Source organism: Anaerostipes sp. 494a, assembly GCF_001940315.1.
GTDB lineage: Bacteria > Bacillota > Clostridia > Lachnospirales > Lachnospiraceae > Anaerostipes > Anaerostipes faecalis.
Map to the genome: position 1 here is coordinate 2,179,108 of NZ_MJIF01000001.1, position 22,733 is coordinate 2,201,840.

Genomic DNA, 22,733 nt, shown 5'->3' on the forward strand with positions numbered 1-22,733 from the left:
GTTTTAACATGAAATAATAAAGCGGACTTTGTCCGCTTTATCTTTTCTTTAAATAAAAGGTATGGTAAAATATCTAAACAGGATATAGAAAAAAGATAGAAAAAAGGAGAAAATGTCGATGAAAATGTTATCACTGGAGCAGGAATTAAAGGGAAATGCTTACCCTGGACGTGGAATTGTTATTGGTAAGACTGAAGATGGAACCAAGGCAGCAACTGCATACTTTATTATGGGACGTAGTGAAAACAGTAGAAACCGAGTATTTGTAGAAGAAGGAGAAGGTATACGTACACAGGCATTTGATGAATCAAAATTAACAGATCCAAGCCTGATTATTTATGCACCTGTAAGAGTTATTGGAAATAAGACCATTGTAACTAATGGAGACCAGACAGATACAGTTTATGATGGAATGGAGCAGGGGCTCACATTTGAACAGTCTTTAAGAAGTCGTGAATTTGAACCAGATGGACCTAATTATACACCAAGAATTTCAGGAATCATGCAGGTGGAAGATGGAACTTATCATTATGCAATGTCCATTTTAAAGAGTAATAATGGTAATCCGGACAGCTGCAACCGCTATACATTTACTTATGAAAATCCAGTGGCAGGAGAGGGACATTTTATCCACACATATATGCATGATGGTAATCCTCTTCCAAGTTTTGAAGGAGAACCAAAGCTGGTAGGAATCCCAAATGATATTGATGCTTTTACTGAAAATGTATGGGAAAGCCTTAATGAAGAAAATAAAGTATCTTTGTTTGTAAGATTTATTGATATTGCAACAGGTGAATATGAAACAAGAATCATTAATAAGAACAAATAAGAATGTAAAAGCAGAGATAAAAGGAGAAGAAAATGAAAGAATTAGAATTAAAGTATGGATGTAATCCAAACCAGAAACCTTCCAGAATTTATATGGCAGACGGAAGTGATCTTCCAATAGAAGTGGTAAATGGAAGACCGGGCTATATTAATTTCCTGGATGCGTTTAATGGATGGCAGCTTGTCAGTGAACTGAAACAGGCCACAGGACTTCCAGCGGCAACTTCTTTTAAACATGTTTCTCCGGCAGGAGCTTCTGTGGGACTTCCTATGTCAGAAACATTAAGAAAGATTTACTGGGTTGATGACCTGGGAGAATTATCTCCTCTGGCATGTGCATACGCAAGAGCAAGAGGTGCTGACAGAATGTCATCTTTTGGAGACTTCATTGCTTTATCTGATGTTTGTGATGCAGATACAGCCCGACTGATCAAAAGAGAAGTTTCAGATGGTGTCATTGCTCCCGGATATACAGATGAAGCGATTGAACTGTTAATGCAGAAAAAGAACGGTAATTACAATATTATCAAAATCGATCCTGAATACAGACCAGCTCCATTGGAACATAAACAGGTATTTGGAGTTACTTTTGAACAGGGAAGACAGGAACTTCCAATTGATGATGAATTATTATCTAATATCGTAACAGAAAATAAAGATCTTCCGGAACAGGCATTGATTGATCTGAAGATTTCTCTGATCACATTAAAATATACCCAGTCTAATTCTGTATGCTTCGTAAAAGATGGACAGGCTATCGGAATTGGTGCAGGACAGCAGTCTCGCGTTCACTGTACTCGTCTGGCAGGACAAAAAGCAGATAATTGGTGGTTAAGACAGTGTCCAAAAGTAATGGAACTTCCATTCCTTGACAATATCCGTCGTGCAGACAGAGATAATGCCATTGATCTGTATATCGGAGATGAATACATGGATGTTCTGGCAGATGGTGCATGGCAGAGAACATTTAAGGAAAAACCGGAAGTGTTCACAAAAGAAGAAAAAAGAGCATGGCTTGATAAACTGACAGATGTAACTCTTGGTTCCGATGCATTTTTCCCATTCTTTGACAATATTGAAAGAGCTCAGAAGAGCGGGGTCAAATATATTGCACAGCCGGGAGGATCTGTAAGAGATGATGCAGTTATTGATTGCTGCAACAAATATAATATGGTAATGGCATTTACAGGTATTCGTTTATTCCATCACTAAAATAAAAACGCTCAGAAAAACTATACTATATGAAAAGGATATTTAAGTAAAACTTAGATATCCTTTTTTAGTTGACATAGTTTTAAAAAGAAGTTAACATATTGTTATAACAATATGGAAATATATCAGATGAGGGATGACTCCCGCCTCTGTAGGCGGTGAGCAACAATTATGTATCAGTGGCGGGTTTCAATCCCCCATCTGATATACGCTCCGCGAGGATGCGCAGGAATTCGGATTGGAAGTATGTCTGCTATGCAGACCCGAATTCCGTGCCAAGACTCGCGAGCGAGTCTTGAAAAAAGAAGAAAGTATCAAGGAGAATCAAAACTATTGTGAAAAAACTAGATATGTCGAGAGGTGCTGTTCCGCTGTATTTGCAGATCAGTGCTATTTTAAAAGAAAAAATAATAAAAAAAGAATATGAATATGGTGATTATATTCCAAGTGAGACTGAACTTCAGAAAATATTTGATGTCAGCCGAATCACTGCAAGACAGGCGATTCAGGAATTAGAAAAAGATGGTATGGTACAGCGGGCCAGAGGGAAGGGAACAATGGTCACATACCAGAAACAGATTGAAGAATATTTAACATCAATTCGGAGTTTTACCAATGAAATGCTGGAGAAAAATATGCAGCCTGGTACAAAATCTGCACATATATCCATTGAGAAGGCGGATCAGCATTTGGCAGAGATTTTTCAAGTGGAAGAAGGAGTTCCGGTTTATCGTCTAGAACGTATTCGTACAGGAGATGGAATTCCGATTGTTGATTTTCATACATATTTATCATTAAAGCTAAATCTTCCGTTGAATGATAATTTTTATATGGGAAGTCTTTATGAAATTTTAGAAGGTAAAGGATGTGAGCCGGTCCGTGTCACAGAAAAATTTGACTGTATGATACCAAATGAAGATATTCGCAGGAAGCTGAATATTGAAATAGGACAGCCGGTGCTTCGTAGGATTCGAATTGCACATGATATAAATAGTGAAGTTGTAGAATATACAATAGGGTATTATCGAGGAGATCGATATGCATATTATATAGAACTTAAAAAATAGTGTTGACAAAAGGTTTTTCATAGTTTATATAAATGTTATAACAACTTAAAAGAGCACTAAAAAATGTGCTCTTTTAAAATAAGATATATTGTTACAACATTCGAACAATATAAAATTTCAGGAAGAAAAAACATTTATCATACAGCAGAGAAAATAGGAGGAGTTATGAAGTATTATCCAGGAATAGAAATTTCAGCAAAGGCTAATCCTCTGGATTTTGTATATGGAGAGAATGTATTCGGTCCGGTTCCGGAAATTCGGACATTAGAAGATATTCGTAAATCATTGGAAAATCCAGATTGTGATGGTCCGGAAGAATTATATTGTATTTCCATGGATGTGGGCATGGAAAAAGACCGAGAGGAAATTGAAAAAAGAAATCTGCTGTTTGGAGTTGTAACATATGCCAAAGGAAAAATTGGAGACGGACCAGTTCGTTCTCAGGGACATATTCATGCGATAAGTCCATCATGTCAGAGTTCTACACCGGAGGTTTATGAAATCTGGGAAGGAGAAGCAGTTATTTACATGCAGGAATCTGGAAAAGACGATGCAGGAAATTGCTATGCAGTCCATGCCAAAGCAGGGGAAGTAGTTATTGTACCGCCGTACTGGGTACATGCAACTGTCAATGCAAAGCCGGATGAACAGATGACATTTGGTGCATGGTGTGTCAGAGACTACGGATTTGATTATGATGATGTCAGAGAGCATAATGGCATTGCATTTTTCCCGAAATTCAAAAATGAAAAATTAGTTTGGACAATGAATCCGGCATATCAGAAAGCAAATTTAATTGAGCAAGATGCAAGAATTTATGAGGAATTTTCTATTAAGACAAATGAGCCAATTTACACTCAATTTCAAAAGAATAAAGATATGTTTGAATTTGTAACACAACCGCAGAAATATGATAACATTTGGAAAAATTATCAGCCTTAAGGAGGATGACTATGGCAAAATATGATTTATATCCTGAAATTAAAGTTCCGAAATTTCAAGGTGCATGGAGAGGGTATGAGCAGATTGCAGAGGAAATAAAAAAGAGTATTCAGAAAGAAAAAACAATTATTGCAATTGAAAGTTATATAGGAGTTAATAATCAGGAAATTAAAGAAAACTTAGTAGATACATTACAGCCGGAATTAGAAATTTTTGCTGATGACCTGGCATTTGACGGGGATATCATTACCAAAATGGTAAAAAGAAATTTGACCGATGATCGTGTGTTTGGAGTGATGTCTCATCAGACGTTAGATGAATTTTATGATGAGAATGCATTGAAACAGGCGGAATCAAAAGTAAAAGAGGCAAAAGGACTGGTTGTTATTTATGGAACAGGTGCTTCTTTAGTAACAGAACCGGATATTCTGATTTATGCAGATCTTGCAAGATGGGAATGCCAGTGCAGATATCGTTCAGGTGGGACCAATTGGAAAGTTTCTAATTCAGAAGAAGATGCGCTAAAGAAAAATAAAAGAGGATATTTCTTTGAATGGAGAATGTGTGATCGCCTGAAAGATAAACTTCATTCACAAATTGACTTTTTATTAGATACAAATGTGGTAAATGATCCTAAAATGGTATCAGGAGATGATTATCGTTATGGTTTATCCCTAACGGTAGAGCAGCCGTTCCGAGTGGTTCCATATTTCGATGCCAGTGTATGGGGCGGTCAGTGGATGAAAGAAAAATTTAATTTGGATCCTGAAGCAGATAATTTTGGATGGGCATTTGATGGAGTGCCAGAAGAAAACAGTCTTTACCTGCGATATGGGGATGTGAGAGTGGAAGTTCCTTCTTTGAATGTAATTCATCAGTATCCAAATGAGCTTCTTGGGCCAAAGGTACACAGTCGATTTGGAAAAGAATTTCCGATTCGATTTGACTACCTGGACACCATGGAAGGAGGAAACTTGAGCCTTCAGGTGCATCCATTGACGGAATATATTCAGGATAAATTTGGAATGCATTATACACAGGATGAAAGCTATTATATTTTAGATGCAAAAGAAGATGCAACGGTGTATCTTGGTGTAAAAGAAGGAATCCGGTTAGATGATATGGTTGGAGATTTAGAAAAAGCTCAGGAAGAAGATTATAGATTTCCAGATGAAAAATATGTGAATTGCTTTCCAGCGAAAAAACATGACCATTTCCTGATTCCGGCAGGAACCGTTCACTGTGGAGGTTCCAATGTGGTGGTGCTGGAAATTAGTGCAACACCATATATTTTCACATTTAAGCTGTGGGATTGGGGACGTATTGGTTTAGATGGAAGACCGAGACCGGTACATATCAATCATGGAAAAGAAAATATTTTATTGGAGAGAAAAACAGATTGGGTAAAGGAAAATCTGATAAATAATGTACAGACATTACAGGAAACAGATAGTTACAAGGAAGAACGTACAGGACTTCATGAGCTGGAATTTATTGAGACAAGACGTCACTGGTTTGAAGAGACTGTTGAACTTGATACAAAAGAAAGTGTCAACATGCTGAATCTGATAGAAGGTGATACAGCTATTGTAGAAAGTGTGGATGGAAGTTTTGAACCATATGAAGTACATTATGGAGAGACATTTATTATTCCGGCACAGCTGAAAAAATATAAAATTACACCTGTAGGAAATACAGATAAGAAGAAATTAGGATTGATTCAGGCATTTGTAAGATAAAAGAGAAAAAATCCTGGTATTTGGTCTTTTCTTAAATATCGGGAGAATGAAATAAAAATGCTCCGCCAAAATGCATACCATGTGCAAAGGAAAGCAGCCAAAACTGCAGCACATCGGTACACAAAGCGGAGCAAATTTCCTCCGTGCATCAATCTGCACAAGCGAAGCGCGGAAGCCGTGCACGGGGAACTTTGCGTAGTTATACATTGAAACGGAATACGATAATATCACCGTCTTTAACTACATATTCTTTTCCTTCCTGTCTTACCAGTCCTTTTTCTTTGCATGCAGTCATACTGCCATATTCAATCAGATCATCATAAGAAACCACTTCAGCACAGATAAATCCACGCTCGAAGTCAGTATGAATCTTACCAGCTGCCTGAGGAGCTTTGGTTCCTTTTTTGATTGTCCAGGCACGGGTTTCATCTTCGCCTGAAGTAAGGAAACTGATTAATCCCAAAAGAGAATAGCTGGCAGAAATCAGTTTTTCAAGACCGGATTCTTCGAGACCAAGATCATCCAGGAATTCTTTCTTTTCGTCATCGTCAAGTTCGGCAATTTCCTGTTCAATCTGGGCACATACAACAAATACCTTTGCATCTACATCATCTGCATATTTACGTACTGCTTTTACATAATCATTGTCTTCCTGACCTAATTCATCTTCATTTACATTTGCAGCAAAGATAACAGGTTTGATCGTAAGAAGATTACAGGAGTTTAAAATTTCTTGTTCATCTTCATCTTCTGTTTCAAATGTCTTAGCCAGTTTACCGTCTTCCAGATGAGCTTTCACTTTTTCCAGAAATTCTACTTCATGGGCAAGGGTTTTATCGTTTCTTGCACCTCTGGTAGATTTTGCGATTCTTCGGTCAAGAACCTCAATATCAGAGAAAATCAATTCAAAGTTAATGGTTTCAATATCACGTAAAGGATTTACAGAGCCATCCACGTGGACAATATTCCCGTCATCGAAACAACGGACAACATGTACTATGGCATCTACTTCACGGATGTTGGCAAGAAACTGGTTTCCCAGACCTTCTCCCTTGGAAGCACCTTTTACCAGACCTGCAATATCAACAAATTCAATTGCTGCAGGAATGACTTTTTTTGAATGATACATATCAGCTAAATGATCAACACGTGTGTCTGGAACCGTAACGATTCCAACGTTTGGATCGATTGTACAAAATGGATAATTGGCTGATTCAGCCCCTGCCTTAGTCAGGGAATTAAATAGAGTACTTTTTCCGACATTTGGCAGTCCAACAATTCCTAATTTCATAATTTCTTCCTTCCTTATTTACACATTTATTCAGTTAATAGTCTATCACAAGGAACTTGAAAAGAAAAGAAAAATAGATTAAGATATTAATCTTAGGAAAATGAAAACAGATTAAAGAGAAAGGGTATCAGAATGGAACATGAGATTCGATTTCCTCATTTGGGGATTCTGTTAAAAAGTGTTGGAGATGGATTTACAATAGGTGGATTTGAAATAAAATATTACGGGATTATGATTGCCATGGGATTTTTGTTTGGACTTTTAGTGGCATATTATGCTGCAAAGCATACAGAAGATTTTGATCCGGAAATGGTATTTGACTATCTTATTTGTATGGTAATTCCTGCAATTGCAGGAGCAAGATTGTATTATGTGGTTTTTTCCTGGGATTATTATAAAGATCATTTAAATGAAATTATTCAGATTCGAAATGGAGGACTGGCAATCTACGGAGGGATTTTTGCGGCAGTGCTTACATTATATATTTTTTGCAAAGTCCGGAAAGTTTCCATGTTAAAGTTCGGGGATATTTTAATAAAAGGATTATTAGTGGGACAGATTTTAGGAAGATGGGGAAATTTCTTTAATCGTGAAGCATTTGGCCGTTATACAGATGGACTCTTTGCCATGCAGATACCAACAGATTTCTTTATGGAACATGGACGTTTATCAGAAATCATTGAATCAGGATTGTATGATCAGGCCGTTTTTCAGGAGACAGGAGGGAAAATATATACCTTTATTCAGGTACATCCGACTTTTCTGTATGAGGCTTTATGGAACCTGGCAGTACTGCTGATTATTATATGGTTCACAAAACGGAAAAAGAATGATGGTGAACTGATTGCATTATATGCAATAGGATATGGAGCTGGACGATTCTGGATTGAAGGACTTCGTACGGATTCACTGATGCTAGGAAATACAGGAATTCGTATTTCACAGATGGTTGCTGCAGTCATGGTTGTTGCAGGAGTAGCCTTTTTCATATATAGGAGAAGAAATTTAAAAAAGTGCAAAGAAAAATAGATATTTAAGGAAAGTAAAAAGACGGAAATATCCTGCAAAATGTGGATACTTCTGTCTTTTTTTGATGCGGAAAAACAACCTGTCAGTCATCTTCAGATAGGATAAGTGAATTGATTTCTAAAAATGTTGATAAACTAAGAAAAAACTAAGAATTGAGTGTGGATTATTTCTTGATTTTTTACCTGGTATCATATAAAATATTACCTATAAGTGGTATAAAGTGGTGAAAGGTGGGACAAGAGTGTAATCGGGTGTCATCTGATATTACCAAGTGGAGTAATTTGAGACTAAGAGGTGATTCCATGTTTATGGGAGAGTACAATCACACCATTGACTCAAAAGGCAGGCTGATAATCCCTTCCAAGTTTCGAGAAACTTTAGGTCAGGAATTTGTAATTACAAAGGGGTTAGATGGGTGCCTGTTTGTGTTTCCTATAAAAGAATGGAAAGCTTTTGAGGAGAAATTGCGAAGCCTTCCACTTATTAACAAGGATGCCAGAAAATTTTCAAGATTCTTTTTGGCAGGTGCCAGTACCTGTGAACTGGATAAGCAGGGAAGAATTCTTGTACCCGGAACATTACGGGAGTTTGCAGGAATGAATAAAGAGGTAGTATTGACAGGAATGCTGGATCGTATCGAGATATGGAGTAAGGATAAATGGAATGAAAACAATTCTTATGAAGATATGGATGATATAGCAGCAAGCATGCAGGATTTAGGTCTGAGTATTTAGGGGTTTTTATGGAATTTGAACATATTTCCGTATTATTGGAAGAGACAATTGAAAAACTTAATATCAAACCGGATGGAATTTATGTAGATGGAACTCTTGGAGGAGCTGGACATGCTTATGAAGTATGCCGGCATCTTTCTGATAAGGGACGTTACATTGGGATCGATCAGGATGCAGATGCTATTGCTGCCAGTACAAAACGCCTTGAAGAATTTGGAGATAAGGTTACCATCGTGAGAGATAACTATGTGAATATGCCTAAGGTTTTAAAAAATCTTGGAATCACAGGTGTAGATGGAATATTGCTTGATCTGGGGGTTTCCTCTTTTCAGTTGGATGAAAAGGAAAGAGGATTTACCTACAGGGAAGATGTTCCGCTGGATATGCGAATGGACCAAAGGCAGAAACTTACAGCCCGTGATATTGTTAATGAATATTCTGAAATGGAATTGTTTCATATTATCAAAGATTACGGGGAAGAGAAATTTGCAAAGAATATTGCAAAACATATTGTAAACAAAAGAAAAGAAAAACCTGTGGAAACTACAGGTGAATTAATAGACATTATTAAGGGCGCCATTCCTATGAAAGTCAGAGCTGTAGGGGGACATCCGGCAAAGAAAACTTTTCAGGCGATTCGGATTGAATGTAATAGAGAACTGGATGTGTTGAAAGACAGTCTGGATGCAATGATTGATTTATTGAATCCGGGGGGGAGACTTTGTATCATCACATTTCACTCTTTAGAGGATCGAATTGTAAAACGTGCCTTTAAGAAAAATGAAAATCCATGCACATGCCCGCCGAATTTTCCGGTATGTGTCTGTGGAAAGGTTTCAAAGGGAAAGCAGATTACAAGAAAGCCAATTGTTCCGGGAGAGAAAGAACTAGAAGAGAATAAGAGAGCTAAAAGTTCCAAGCTTAGAGTATTTGAAAAAGCACATTAAGGGGAGTAGTCTATGGAAAAATCAAGACAAGAGCGTTACAACTTAATATATGGAAACACCGTAAGAAAAATAGAACCTGAACCGGCATATAGGGAACCGCAGAGAAAAAGAAAGCCGGTATCAAGACCAAAGGCGACTCCGAGAACACGACAGAATCAGCAAAAGGCCCTGGAATTTGATATGGCCTTTATCCGCACTCTGCTGGCGGCATTGGCTGTTATTGTTGGAGTCAGTTTCTTCTATCTATCTGAAAGAACGAAACTGTTAAATCAGAGGACAGTCTTGGCACAAAAAAAGGCACAGCTTTCTACTCTTCAGACAGAAAATGAAGATTTAAATCTTGAAATTGAGCAAAGTATCAACTTAGATGCTATTGAAACAGCAGCAAAAAGCTACGGAATGAAGAAACCAGATTCAAAACAAATTATTCATTATGATAGTCAGGATGTGGAATATGTACGTCAGTACGGGAAAATTCCGGATGCCAACTAAGAGGTGGTTTACTTGAAGAAAAGAAGACGAAAGAAAATAAAAAGATTAAATCATGCTATGAAGGTACGAACTGTTGAAATCGTTGCCGTCATAGCAATTCTTTTTGTAGTTTTAATAGGAAGATTGGTATATTTTGGCATTTTTAAAAATGGAATTTACAAGCGTCAGGTATTATCACAGCAAAATTATGATAATGAAGTAATACCATATAAACGAGGGGATATTTTAGATCGAAATGGTAATACTTTAGCTACCAGTCAGAAAATGTATAATCTGGTTCTGGAGCCCAAAAACATTTTAAGAACGAAAAAAACAAAAACGGATGCACTGAATGCATTAACCAAGTATATGGATCTGGATGAAGATAAGCTGATTTCATTCTTGAATAATAATAAAGAATCTTATTATTCTGTGTACAGGCAGAATCTCAGTTACAGCCAGGTTTCAGATTTAAAGGAATATCTTGAGGGCAAAAAGGGCAAGAATGTTGTGGGAATTGTCTTTTCTGAAAAATATCAGCGACGTTATCCTAATAAATCCATGGCAAGTCATGTTCTTGGATTTGTATCTGATGGAAACGTTGGAACAGGAGGAATCGAACAATATTATAACAGTACATTATCAGGGGTTGATGGAAGAAAATATAAGTATCTTAATGAAGAACTTGAACAGGATAGCTCAATAGTTGAGCCGGAGAATGGTAAGACTATTGTATCTACTATTGATTCAAATATACAGAAGATAGCAGAGAAGACACTGAATAAATTTGAGGAGAAATATGGAAGTAAAGGCAGCAGTATTCTTGTAATGAATCCAAATAATGGGGAAGTGTATGCAATGGCAAATTCCACTTCTTTTAATCTGGAAGATCCGAGAAGTGATGGTGTACTTCTTCAGAAGTATTCGCAAAAAAAGATTGCTGCAATGACAGAAAAACAGAAAGTCAAGGCATTTAATGAAATCTGGAAAAATCCGATAGTTTCCAATGCATTTGAGCCGGGTTCCACATATAAACCGTTTACAGTGGCTGCAGGATTAGAGGAAGGAATTCTTAAAGGAAATGAAACCTACTATTGCGATGGATTCCAGAAAGTCGGGCCTCATACCATCCATTGTTCTCATAGAAGCGGACATGGAAATATTACACTGTCTCAGACAATTTCTCTTTCCTGTAATGATGCTTTGATGCAAATTGCAGAAAAAGAAGGAAAAGATATTTTTGCAAGCTATCAAAGAGATTTTAATTTTGGGAAATTAACAGGAATTGATCTTCCAGGAGAAGCAAAGACCTCTGCATTGCTTCATGATGCAGATGATATGACAGAAGCTGATCTGGCAACCAGTTCTTTCGGACAGTCTTTTAACTGCTCCATGATTCAGATGGCAAGTGCATTTTCCTCCCTGATCAATGGGGGAAATTATTACAAGCCGCATGTTGTGAAACAGCTTCGTAATGATAAGGGAGAAGTTGTAAGAACTGTAGATGCAACTCTGGTAAAACAGACTGTTTCCAAAGGTACTTCGGATAAAATCAAGTCGTATATGAAAGAAACAGTTGAATCTGGAACAGGAACGAAAGCACAGTTAGATGATTATACTGTCGGTGGTAAAACGGGAACAGCACAGAAGATTCCTAGAAGTGCAGGAACCTATATAGTATCATTCTGTGGATTTGCACCAGTGGAAAAATCTCAGGTCGTTGTTTATGTGGTTATTGATGAAATCCAGAAAAGTTCTCAGACTAATACCGGTCTTGCCGTTGAGATGGCTCAAAAGGTTTTAAAAGAATCCTTGAAAGAATTAAAAGTGCCAAAAAGCAGTAAAAAGTAATACACATGGAAATTTCTCATAATCTTATACTATATGAGATTATGAGGAATAACTATGAAAACGGTTTATAAAAAGAGAATCCTGGGAATTATCATTGTATTTTTTGTAGGATTTCTAGTTGTTACATGTCGTCTTGGTTATGTAATGATCGCGCAGGCTGATAAATATTTGAAACTTGCAAAAAATCTTCATCAGCGGGAAAGAGAAATAAAAGCACCAAGAGGAAATATTTATGACAGAAATGGAGTGAAGATTGCTTCTAATAAAGCAGTTTATTCGATTTCTGTCATTTATTCACAAATGAAAGAAAAAGCCAGGATTGTAAAGGTTTTATCTCAGGTACTCCAGATTGATGAGGAAGAGGTAAAAAAGAAAGTTTATAAAAATTCTGTCAGAGAGAAAATAAAAAGTAATGTTGATAAGGTGAAAGCAGATAGAATAAGGGAATATAAACTTGATGGGGTTAAAGTAGATGAGGATTACAAAAGAGTATATCCTTTTGATTCTCTGGCATCGAAAGTTCTTGGATTTACAGGAGGAGATAATCAGGGAATCATAGGACTTGAAGTTGCATATGATAAGTATTTGAGAGGAAAATCAGGAAAAATCCTGACATTAACGGATGGGAAAGGCATTGAAATACAAGGGGCCTTTGAGGAGCGGGATGAACCTGTTCCAGGAAAAGATCTGTATACATCTTTGGATGTAAATCTACAGAATTATATCACTCAGGCATGTGAAAAAGTAAAAAAAGAAAAAAAAGCAAAACAGGTATCCATGATACTTATGAATCCGCAGAATGGCGAAATTTTTGCTATGGCAAATGTTCCGGAATATGATCTTAATGAACCTTTTGTATTAAGCAGAAAAGTATCTGAAAAAAGCAGTAAGAAGCAGCAGGAATATTTGAATAGGAAGTGGAGAAATACCTGTATCAATGATACCTACGAGCCTGGATCTGTATTTAAGATCGTAACAGCAGCGGCAGGATTAGAGTCTGGAAAAGTCAGGCCTGATGACCATTTTAATTGTCCAGGGTTTCGAATCGTAGAAGACCGTAAGATTCGCTGTCATAAAACAAGTGGTCATGGGCCAGAAACATTTAAAGAAGGTGTTATGAATTCCTGTAATCCTGTATTTATGGAAGTAGGTGCCAGAGTTGGCGTCGATGGCATGTATGACACTTTCAGGAAACTGGGATTGTTTGAAAAAACAGGAATTGATTTGCCTGGTGAAGCCGGATCTATTATGCATCAGAAAAAAAATGTTAAAGCGGTTGAACTTGCTACCATGTCTTTTGGTCAGTCTATCCAGATCACGCCACTACAGCTTTTAAGAGCTGCCAGTGCAGCTGTAAATGGAGGCAGACTGATAACACCGCATTTTGGAGTGAGTCTGGTTTCTGCTGATGGCAAAAAAGAAAAAGTATTTCATTATCCGGTAAAAAAGAATGTCATTAAAAAAGAAACATCCGAGACTATGAGAGAACTTCTTGAAGCGGTTGTTTCAGAGGGGTCAGGAAGAAATTGTCGCATAGATGGTTTCTCCATTGGGGGAAAAACGGCTACAAGTGAGAAACTCCCAAGAGGAAATGGAAAATATATTTCGTCTTTTCTGGGGTTTTCAAAAGCCAGTCACCCAACAATAATGGGTATCGTGCTGATTGATGAACCGGTTGGAACCTACTATGGAGGGACCATAGCGGCACCGGTTATGAGAAATGTATTTGAGATTGCATTGCCTTATCTTGGCATATCAAAAGATTATACGGTTGATAAAAAAAGTGAATAATTATATACTAGAAAACAAATGAGGTGGAAGCATGAATTATAATATTGTGAAGCCGATTTTAATTGCCTTTTTCGTCAGCGTTATATTGAGCCCGATGATGATCAGGTATCTTCATAAGTTAAAATTCGGTCAGTTTATCCGTGGCGAAGGTCCGGAGTCACACCTGAAAAAGTCTGGTACTCCCACTATGGGAGGCTTGATTATTTTACTGGGAATAGTGGTGGCATCTTTATTTTATGTCAGAGATTATCCACTTATCATACCGATTTTGTTTGTAACTCTTGGTTTTGGATTTATCGGATTTATAGATGACTATATAAAAGTTGTAATGAAGAGAAATCTGGGATTGAGAGCCTGGCAGAAAATGATGGGACAGATTATAGTAACAGGAGTTTTCGCATATTATCTTATTAATTATACAGATTTAGGGACTTCTATGATTATACCATTTACCCATGGAAAGTATCTGGATATGGGGATATTGTTTGTACCAGGAATTTTTATTATTTTATTAGGAACAGTAAATGGAGCAAATTTTACAGATGGACTGGATGGACTGGCGTCCAGTGTTACAGTTTTAATTGCAACATTTTTTACTGTGGCAGCAGTGGGAATGAGAATTTCAGGAAAGGATCCTGGAATATGGCCGATTTCGTGTGCAACAGTAGGATCATTGCTGGGATTTCTTGTGTTTAATGTATATCCGGCAAGGGTATTTATGGGAGATACAGGATCCCTGGCACTGGGAGGATTTGTAGCAGCTACAGCAGTGATGCTGCATCTTCCTTTATTTATACCAATTGTTGCCTTCATTTACATGATTGAAGTCATATCTGTAATGCTGCAGGTATGTTATTTTAAAGCTACAAAAGGGAAAAGATTATTAAAAATGGCGCCAATCCATCATCATTTTGAGTTGTCTGGATGGCCGGAAACAAAAGTTGTTGCAATTTTTGCGATTATTACAGCTGTCTGTTGTCTGATTGGTCTGGTAGCTATTTAGTAAGGAGAAAAAAATGGCATTAAGTGATAAGAAATTTTTAGTTGCAGGAGCAGGAAAAAGTGGAGTCGGTTCTGTCAATCTGCTGCTTCAGGCAGGGGCAGAAGTTAGCCTATATGATGGAAATAAGGAACTGGATTTAAATGCATTGTATGAAAAAATATATGATAATAAGGAAATTCCTGTTCTGCTTGGGGAAGTAACAGAAAACGCAGTGAAAGATTATGATTTACTTGTTTTAAGTCCTGGAATCTCTGTAAATGCACCGATTGCAAAGGTATTTTCAAATCAGGGGAAGCCTGTATGGAGTGAGATTGAATTAGCTTATCAGGTATCCAAAGGGAAAATTGCAGCCATTACAGGAACCAATGGAAAAACAACCACCACAGCCCTGACTGGAGAAATTGTAAAGGGATATTTTGACAGTACATTTGTCGTTGGAAATATTGGAACACCATATACCAGTGTAGCTCTTGATACGAAAGATGACAGTGTAATTGTTGCGGAAATCAGCAGTTTCCAGCTGGAAACTATTGTTGATTTCTGTCCGCAGGTATGTGCAGTTCTTAATATTACCCCGGATCATCTGGATCGCCATGGAACAGTGGAAATATATGCCCAGACAAAAGAGTCTATAGGAAAGAATCAGAATGAAAATCAGGTAATGGTATTAAACTATGAGGATGATACGACTCGTGCCATGGCAGAACGTGCAAAGGGTAAAGTAGTATTTTTCAGTCTCCATCATAAAATTACAGAAGGCGTTTCCCTTGACAATGGAACATTTATCATTGAGGAAAATGGAGAGAGAATTCCAGTATGTACAATGGAGGATATACATCTTTTGGGAGACCATAATTATGAGAATATTCTTGCGGCAATTGCTGTGTCTTATTATATGGGAGTTCCGGTAAAACAGATAAAAGAGGGAATAAAGAGATTTCATGGAGTTGCCCACAGAATTGAATATGTGGATACTGTTAATGGAGTCGCATATTATAATGATTCTAAAGGAACGAATACAGATGCAGCTATCAAAGGGATTCAGGCAATGAATCGTCCAACATATCTTATAGGGGGAGGATATGATAAAAAATCTCCTTATGATGACTGGATTGAAGCCTTTGATGGAAAAGTTAAGGAATTGATTCTTATGGGAGTGACCGCACCTAAGATTGCAGAGACTGCAAAAAAACATGGTTTTGAGAACATTGTTTTTGTTGATTCCATGGAAGAAGCAGTTTCTTATGCAGCAGGTAAGGCACAGAATGGGGATGCGGTTCTGTTGTCACCGGCTTGTGCCAGCTGGGGAATGTTTCCAAATTATGAAGTACGAGGCGATATTTTCAAAGAGTGTGTAAAAAAATTAAAGGAGCTGTAAGCAGTGGCAAATCGTATCAGAGAAAAATACATGTCAAAAAAGGAATATTTTGATTATCCTATGCTGTTTCTCGTTATATTTCTGATATTTTTTGGTATGGTTATGATATTTAGTACAAGTTCATACAAAAGCACAGTGAATTTTGGAAATCCATATCACTGGGTAATCCGTCAGGGAATAGCTGTTGCTGTAGGAGCTGCTGCAATGATAATGTCTTGTAAATTGGATTATCGTGTTTTTAACAATAAGTATATTGCGTTGGGTCTTTATTTTGTAAGTATTGCATTGCTGGTCGTTGTTTTGCTTGTTGGTGCAGCCAAAAAAGGAGCTGTGCGATGGATTTCCATTGGAGGATTACAGTTTCAGCCATCAGAAGTTGCCAAGATTGGTCTGGTTATTTTTCTGGCATATATGCTGTCCCTTAATGCTCATAAAATGGATACATTTTTAGATGCCATGAAGATGCTTGTCTGGTGTGTACCGATTATTGGTCTGGTTGCGTATCAGAATCTTAGTACAGCACTGGTTATGTGTGCTATTGCAGGTGTCATGATTTTTGTTGTCAGTTCAAAAACAAAAGAGCTGTTTGGTCTTGCGGCTGCTTCAGTAGGTGGGTTGGTTATGTACCTGACATTTTCAGATAGTTATAGAAATGAAAGGGTTGCCATCTGGAAACATCCGGAGACACACGAAAAGGGCCTTCAGACAATGCAGGCGTTGTATGCTATTGGATCAGGAGGAATCTTTGGAAAAGGGCTGGGACAAAGTATGCAGAAAATGGGCTTTATTCCTGAGTCTCATAATGATATGATTTTTTCCATTATATGCGAAGAACTGGGATTATTTGGAGCTGTCTGTCTTATTCTGGTGTTTATAGCATTGATCTGGAGAATGCTGTTGATTGCCATGAATGCAGAGGATTTGTTTGGTTCGCTGATTGCCATTGGATTTTTAACACATATCGGCATCCAGGTATTCATAAATATTGCAGTTGTAACCAATACGATTCCACCAACAGGAATACCTCTTCCATTTATCAGTTATGGTGGTACTTCTATAATGGTTATTATGATCGAGATGGGAATCGTTTTGTCAGTTTCCAAAAGAATAAGGCTTTAGAAGGGATTACATAAATGGAAGAAAAAGAAGAACGAGAAGAAAATAAAGTCATTAAGATAAATGATCATAAAAAACAAAAGATAATTCCTCACATTTCAGTAAAAAAATTTCTGTTAGGAATAGGTATTCTTTTGATATGTTCTATCATGATCATTTGGGCTACATGTACCACCAAAACCATAAAAATAAGCGGGAACAGTCATTATACGGATAAAGAAGTTGAACAGGCTGTTAAGAAAAATGGATATATTGATAATTCTGTAGCATATCTCATAAAAAGCAGGATATTTCAACCCAAATTGCTTCCGTTTATTGAATCTTTTCAGGTGGAATTAGAAAAGCCTGATATTATAAGAATTCATGTAAAGGAAAGAAAAAGGGCAGGTTGCCTTGCATATAATGGTAAATATGTGTATTTTGATAAAAATGGATATGCTTTGGAAAGCTATGAAAAAAAATATGGAGATGTCCCTCTGGTTACAGGATTACAATTTAAAAAACTTGTTATGCAGGAAAAAATCCCGGTAAAAAAGCAGGAAATATTCGCTTATATTCTTGAATTGACAATGTCAATAGATAAATATAACCTCCCGGTTCAGGAGATATATATCAAAGATGATGGAAATGCCCTGCTAATGAGTGGTAATCTTACCATAGATTTATATGATAAAGAAAATATTGATATAAAGATACCGGAGTTGTCTGGTATTTTGAAAAAACTGAAAGGAAAAAGTGGAACCATTAATATGAGATATTTTGATGAATATCAGAAGATTACGATTTTTAAACCAAAAAAGGTTGAAAAAAACAAGTAAAAACGGTATCATAAAAATAGTCTATAAAATTATAAAGGGTTGTCATAAAGACATGAAGGAGGAGCAACGTGGTTGAAATTATGCCTAGTGTAGAGAGTACACAAGCGAGAATTTTAGTGATAGGTGTCGGGGGAGCAGGAAATAATGCAGTAAACCGTATGGTAGATGAAAATGTCCAGGGTGTAGAACTCGTAGGCGTTAATACAGATAGACAGGCTTTATCTTTATGTAAAGCTTCAACAAAGATACAGATTGGTGAAAAACTTACTAAAGGACTTGGAGCAGGAGCTAAGCCGGAGATCGGTGAAGCGGCAGTAGAAGAAAATAGAGAAGAAATTACAGAACTGGTAACAGGAGCAGATATGGTGTTTGTAACCTGTGGAATGGGTGGAGGAACCGGTACAGGAGCAGCACCTATAATTGCTGAGATTGCCAAAGGTCTTGGAATATTAACAGTTGGTGTTGTAACAAAACCGTTTACTTTTGAGGGAAAACCTCGTATGAATAATGCCATGTCAGGAATTGCACGCCTTCGCGATCAGGTTGATACTATGATTGTAATTCCAAATGATAAGCTGTTGCAGATTTGTGATAAGAAAACAACAATTCCGGATGCCTTGAAGAAAGCAGATGAAGTACTGCAGCAGGGAGTTCAGGGAATTACAGATATGATTTATAATCCAGGACTTATCAATGTGGACTTTGCGGATATTCAGACTGTTATGCGTGATAAAGGTATTGCTCATATCGGTATGGGTGTTGCTGATGAGGAACTGGAAGCTATTAAGACAGCTATGGAAAGTCCATTACTGGAAACTACAGTTTCAGGAGCAACAGACGTTATTGTAAACTTTGCCGGAGCTGTTGGTATGCTGGAAGCACAGCAGGCAGTAGAATACTTAAAGGATGCTGCAGGACAAGAAGTCAATGTTATCTTCGGTACAGTCAATGCGGATTTCGGAGATCAGATCAGTGCAACTATTATTGCAACTGGAATCAAATCAGCAGAAGAGCAGGCAAGAATCAGAACTGGTTTTACCACCAGACCGGCACCGGCATTTTCAGGACAGCAGATTCACAATGGAAAGGTTGAGACGGAAGAGACTTCAGCAGCATATACCACTGAAGCTTCAGCAACAGCAATGGAAGATAATGATTCCAAAATTGTGATACCAGAGTTTTTATTAAAGAGCAGAAGAAAATAAAATTAATTATGAGTAATGAAAAAAGTATCAGGAAGTCTGTAGAGCAGATTTCCTGGTACTTTTTTCTTTCATGCTGATAGCGGACTTGTCCGCTTTGTTCAGGAGATTTTCATGAACAATAAATAATACCTAAAACAATCTGAATTGAGAAAAGTAAATAAAAAAACTTACGACACAGAACATCTGAACCGGACATAAGTCCGGGAAGCAGTTCAAGTCGTAAGTTCTTTTTTACTTATAGTCTCCGCGGCTAAATTCTAAATGATATCCAACACTTTCCATTCTTCTGCCTAGACAGCCAACACATTCAGCGGCTTCTTCTCCAGTACAGATTTTATTATCATACAGAGAATAATCTTTTCTTACAGCTACAGGAGATAGATTTGGCATAACTACATTGGCACCTGCTAAAATACCCTTTTCCCTTCCTTTTGGATCAATGGTTCCAAGAGCCGTGGTAGAAGGAAGAAGCAGATGATGATTCATCAGCCGTAGAATACTGATTAAAAATGTAGTAAGTTCTACAGTCCCAGATGGAAAATCTTTGAATTTTGTATCATGATGTGGTACAAATGGACCGATTCCAACCATTTGGGGATCTAATTTTTTGATAAATAATAAATCATCTGCCAGGTTCTCCAGTGTCTGATACGGTGCTCCCACCATAAAACCAGTTCCCACATGGAATCCGATTTCCTTTAAATTCCAGAGACATTGTTTTCTGTATTCCAAAGACATGCTGTCTGGATGAAGCATGTGATAATGTTTGGAATCGGCGGTTTCATGACGCAGAAGATAGCGGTTAGCTCCAGCTTTGAATAATTTTTCATAGCTTTCTTTTGAACGTTCTCCCAGAGAAAGAGTAATGGCACAGTCGGGATACTTTTTTCGGATTTCCGCAACAATTGGGACCATTTTATCATCGTTAAAATAAGGATCTTCTCCACCTTGCAGTACAAAGCTGCGATAACCAAGCTGATATCCATTATTACAGGCAGATAAAATCTGATCTTCTGTCAGACGATATCGATGAGCATTATGGTTCCCACCTCGGATGCCACAATAGTAACAGTTGTTCTTACAATAATTTGTAAATTCAATAAGCCCTCTGGGGAAAACACCGGTTCCATATATTTTTTGCGCTTCTTTTCTAGCAAGTTCTGCAATATAAGAAGCATTTTCTTCATTGCGGTTTTCAAGAAGAAAAATAAGTTCTTCTCGAGAAAGAGTTTGTTGTTTATATAGTGTATCAATGATTGTCAGGGTGTTCATAATCATACTCCTCCGATAGATTTTATAAGAAAGATAATCTCTTTTGCAAATATAACATATTAAACAATAAAAGGAAACAATAATAAAAAGAATTGTCTATTTTTTAGTACAAAACATAAGAAAAATTGAATCCTTTCATGGGTTGTGATAAAATAACACAGTTATTGAGAATTCAGGCAGCATTGTCTGCTTTTTATTAGGAAAGAAGGATATCATGAAGCGAGAAGATGTAAGAAATATTGCGATTATTGCCCATGTAGACCATGGAAAAACAACATTAGTCGATGAATTACTGAAACAAAGCGGTACTTTTCGTGAAAATCAGGAAGTTGCCGAAAGAGTTATGGATTCAAATGACATAGAAAAAGAGAGAGGAATTACAATACTTTCTAAGAATACAGGTGTTATGTATAATGGAATTAAAATTAACATTGTAGATACACCAGGACATGCAGATTTCGGAGGAGAAGTTGAACGTGTTTTAAAAATGGTTGATGGTGTTGTCCTTGTGGTAGATGCATTTGAAGGCCCAATGCCACAGACAAAATTTGTTTTGAAGAAAGCACTGGAACTGGATTTATCTTTGATTGTATGTATCAATAAAGTTGACCGTCCGGAAGCCAGACCGGAAGAAGTAGTGGATGAAACACTGGAACTTCTGATGGAACTTGATGCAGGAGATAAACAGCTGGATTGTCCATTTGTCTATGCATCAGCAAAAGCAGGATTTGCAGTAAAAGATATGGATGATGAGAAAAAGGATATGAAACCTTTATTTGAAACCATAGTAAATCATATTGAAGCACCAGAAGGTGATCCGGAAAAACCACTTCAGGTACTGATTAGTACGATTGATTATAATGAATATGTGGGGCGTATTGGAATTGGAAAAGTAGATAATGGATCAATTGCTGTTAATAAAGAATGTGTTGTAGTAAATGCTCATGATCCGGAAAAAAAGGAAAAAGTCAGAATTACGAAGTTATATGAATTTGAAGGACTTGATAAAGTAGATATAAAAGAAGCAAATATCGGTTCTATTGTTGCGATTTCAGGTATATCAGATCTTTCTATTGGAGATACCATCTGTGATACGGAAGGTGCTCAGGCAATTCCATTCCAGAAAATTTCTGAACCGACCATTTCCATGCAGTTTATGGTAAATGATAGTCCATTGGCAGGTCAGGAAGGTAAATACGTAACCTCCAGACACCTTCGGGATCGTCTTTTTAGAGAGTTAAATACGGATGTCAGTCTTCGTGTAGAAGAAACAGAAGATAGAGACAGCTTTAAAGTATCCGGACGAGGAGAATTGCATTTATCTGTTCTGATTGAAAATATGCGTCGTGAAGGATATGAATTTGCTGTAAGCAAAGCAGAAGTTCTTTATCATACAGATGAAAAGGGTAAAAAACTGGAACCAATGGAAATTGCTATCGTAGATGTTCCGGAGGAATTTGCAGGAGCTGTTATTGAAAAGTTAAGTCAGAGAAAAGGCGAACTTCAAAATATGTCCATGGCAAATGGAGGCTATTCCAGATTGGAATTCTCTATTCCTTCCAGAGGTTTGATTGGATATAGAGGGGAATTTATGACAGATACCAAAGGAAATGGTATCCTGAATACCTTATTTGATGGATATGGACCATATAAGGGGGATATTCAGTATAGAAAACAGGGTTCACTTATCGCCTATGAAGCAGGTGAAACAATTACTTACGGTCTGTTTAATGCTCAGGAAAGAGGAACATTATTTGTAGGTCCTGGAGAAAAGGTATATGGTGGAATGATTGTTGGACAGACAGGTAAAACGGAAGATATCGAAATTAATGTCTGCCGAACAAAAAAACTGACCAATACTCGTGCATCTGGTTCAGATGATGCATTAAAATTGTCACCACCTAAAATTTTGAGTCTGGAGCAGGCTTTAGAATTTATTGATACTGATGAACTGCTGGAAATTACACCCGAAAATATTCGTATCCGAAAAAAAATTCTTGATCCGACTTTGAGAAAAAGAGCAAAATTTTCATAGA

19 protein-coding genes are annotated in these 22,733 nt (G+C 37.2%); 17 read left to right on the forward strand and 2 right to left on the reverse strand.

Annotated elements, in window-relative coordinates; all coding sequences use genetic code 11:
- The first annotated feature begins 118 nt into the window (after positions 1 to 118).
- From BHF70_RS10990 to BHF70_RS11010, 5 genes are all read left to right on the forward strand, one after another.
- The gene (locus BHF70_RS10990; RefSeq protein WP_075760255.1) at positions 119 to 832 is read left to right on the forward strand and encodes an IMP cyclohydrolase; all 714 of its coding nucleotides are present in this window, start codon (positions 119 to 121) and stop codon (positions 830 to 832) included.
- A 32-nt stretch (positions 833 to 864) separates the two neighbouring features.
- Positions 865 to 2,043 carry a phosphoribosylaminoimidazolecarboxamide formyltransferase gene (locus tag BHF70_RS10995; protein WP_075760256.1) on the forward strand — a complete coding sequence of 393 codons (1,179 nt, stop codon included), beginning with the start codon at positions 865 to 867 and terminating at the stop codon, positions 2,041 to 2,043.
- A gap of 335 nt (positions 2,044 to 2,378) precedes the next feature.
- Positions 2,379 to 3,110: a GntR family transcriptional regulator gene (locus BHF70_RS11000; protein WP_075760257.1), complete on the forward strand. Its 732-nt coding sequence runs from the start codon at positions 2,379 to 2,381 to the stop codon at positions 3,108 to 3,110.
- Positions 3,111 to 3,275: 165 nt separating this feature from the next.
- A complete protein-coding gene (locus BHF70_RS11005) occupies positions 3,276 to 4,052 on the forward strand; it encodes a glucose-6-phosphate isomerase family protein (protein WP_075760593.1) in 777 nt (258 codons plus the stop codon).
- Positions 4,053 to 4,063: 11 nt separating this feature from the next.
- Positions 4,064 to 5,791 carry a class I mannose-6-phosphate isomerase gene (locus tag BHF70_RS11010; protein WP_075760258.1) on the forward strand — a complete coding sequence of 576 codons (1,728 nt, stop codon included), beginning with the start codon at positions 4,064 to 4,066 and terminating at the stop codon, positions 5,789 to 5,791.
- A 199-nt stretch (positions 5,792 to 5,990) separates the two neighbouring features.
- Here BHF70_RS11010 and ychF read toward each other — a convergent pair whose 3' ends face one another.
- Complete coding sequence (ychF, locus tag BHF70_RS11015) at positions 5,991 to 7,082, reverse strand: redox-regulated ATPase YchF (RefSeq protein ID WP_075760259.1); 1,092 nt, start codon at positions 7,080 to 7,082, stop codon at positions 5,991 to 5,993.
- Positions 7,083 to 7,214: 132 nt separating this feature from the next.
- Between ychF and lgt the strand changes: the two genes are divergently transcribed.
- The 11 genes from lgt to ftsZ all read left to right on the forward strand — a co-directional run bounded on the left by lgt (position 7,215) and on the right by ftsZ (position 19,425).
- Positions 7,215 to 8,111: a prolipoprotein diacylglyceryl transferase gene (gene lgt / locus BHF70_RS11020; protein WP_075760260.1), complete on the forward strand. Its 897-nt coding sequence runs from the start codon at positions 7,215 to 7,217 to the stop codon at positions 8,109 to 8,111.
- 302 nt (positions 8,112 to 8,413) lie between these two features.
- Positions 8,414 to 8,845 carry a division/cell wall cluster transcriptional repressor MraZ gene (mraZ, locus tag BHF70_RS11025; RefSeq protein WP_075760261.1) on the forward strand — a complete coding sequence of 144 codons (432 nt, stop codon included), beginning with the start codon at positions 8,414 to 8,416 and terminating at the stop codon, positions 8,843 to 8,845.
- Between the two features lie 8 nt (positions 8,846 to 8,853).
- The gene (gene rsmH, locus BHF70_RS11030) at positions 8,854 to 9,792 is read left to right on the forward strand and encodes a 16S rRNA (cytosine(1402)-N(4))-methyltransferase RsmH (protein WP_075760262.1); all 939 of its coding nucleotides are present in this window, start codon (positions 8,854 to 8,856) and stop codon (positions 9,790 to 9,792) included.
- 12 nt (positions 9,793 to 9,804) lie between these two features.
- Positions 9,805 to 10,284 (forward strand): septum formation initiator family protein, encoded by a 480-nt coding sequence (locus BHF70_RS11035; protein ID WP_075760263.1) that lies wholly within the window; start codon positions 9,805 to 9,807, stop codon positions 10,282 to 10,284.
- A 12-nt stretch (positions 10,285 to 10,296) separates the two neighbouring features.
- Positions 10,297 to 12,114, forward strand: coding sequence for a peptidoglycan D,D-transpeptidase FtsI family protein (locus tag BHF70_RS11040; protein ID WP_075760264.1), 1,818 nt, complete (start codon positions 10,297 to 10,299; stop codon positions 12,112 to 12,114).
- A 54-nt stretch (positions 12,115 to 12,168) separates the two neighbouring features.
- A complete protein-coding gene (locus BHF70_RS11045) occupies positions 12,169 to 13,905 on the forward strand; it encodes a peptidoglycan D,D-transpeptidase FtsI family protein (protein ID WP_075760265.1) in 1,737 nt (578 codons plus the stop codon).
- Between the two features lie 31 nt (positions 13,906 to 13,936).
- Positions 13,937 to 14,908 (forward strand): phospho-N-acetylmuramoyl-pentapeptide-transferase, encoded by a 972-nt coding sequence (gene mraY / locus BHF70_RS11050; RefSeq protein WP_075760266.1) that lies wholly within the window; start codon positions 13,937 to 13,939, stop codon positions 14,906 to 14,908.
- A gap of 13 nt (positions 14,909 to 14,921) precedes the next feature.
- Positions 14,922 to 16,286 (forward strand): UDP-N-acetylmuramoyl-L-alanine--D-glutamate ligase, encoded by a 1,365-nt coding sequence (gene murD, locus BHF70_RS11055; protein WP_075760267.1) that lies wholly within the window; start codon positions 14,922 to 14,924, stop codon positions 16,284 to 16,286.
- Positions 16,287 to 16,289: 3 nt separating this feature from the next.
- A complete protein-coding gene (locus BHF70_RS11060) occupies positions 16,290 to 17,405 on the forward strand; it encodes an FtsW/RodA/SpoVE family cell cycle protein (protein ID WP_083638440.1) in 1,116 nt (371 codons plus the stop codon).
- Between the two features lie 14 nt (positions 17,406 to 17,419).
- A complete protein-coding gene (locus tag BHF70_RS11065; protein WP_075760268.1) occupies positions 17,420 to 18,220 on the forward strand; it encodes a cell division protein FtsQ/DivIB in 801 nt (266 codons plus the stop codon).
- Positions 18,221 to 18,288: 68 nt separating this feature from the next.
- Positions 18,289 to 19,425 (forward strand): cell division protein FtsZ, encoded by a 1,137-nt coding sequence (gene ftsZ, locus BHF70_RS11070; RefSeq protein WP_330390941.1) that lies wholly within the window; start codon positions 18,289 to 18,291, stop codon positions 19,423 to 19,425.
- A gap of 231 nt (positions 19,426 to 19,656) precedes the next feature.
- On the opposite strand, the gene hydE is transcribed toward ftsZ, so the two are convergent.
- Positions 19,657 to 20,697: a [FeFe] hydrogenase H-cluster radical SAM maturase HydE gene (gene hydE, locus BHF70_RS11075; protein WP_075760269.1), complete on the reverse strand. Its 1,041-nt coding sequence runs from the start codon at positions 20,695 to 20,697 to the stop codon at positions 19,657 to 19,659.
- A 214-nt stretch (positions 20,698 to 20,911) separates the two neighbouring features.
- On the opposite strand from hydE, the gene typA reads away from it, so the two are divergent.
- Complete coding sequence (gene typA, locus BHF70_RS11080) at positions 20,912 to 22,732, forward strand: translational GTPase TypA (RefSeq protein ID WP_075760270.1); 1,821 nt, start codon at positions 20,912 to 20,914, stop codon at positions 22,730 to 22,732.
- Position 22,733 lies beyond the last annotated feature (1 nt).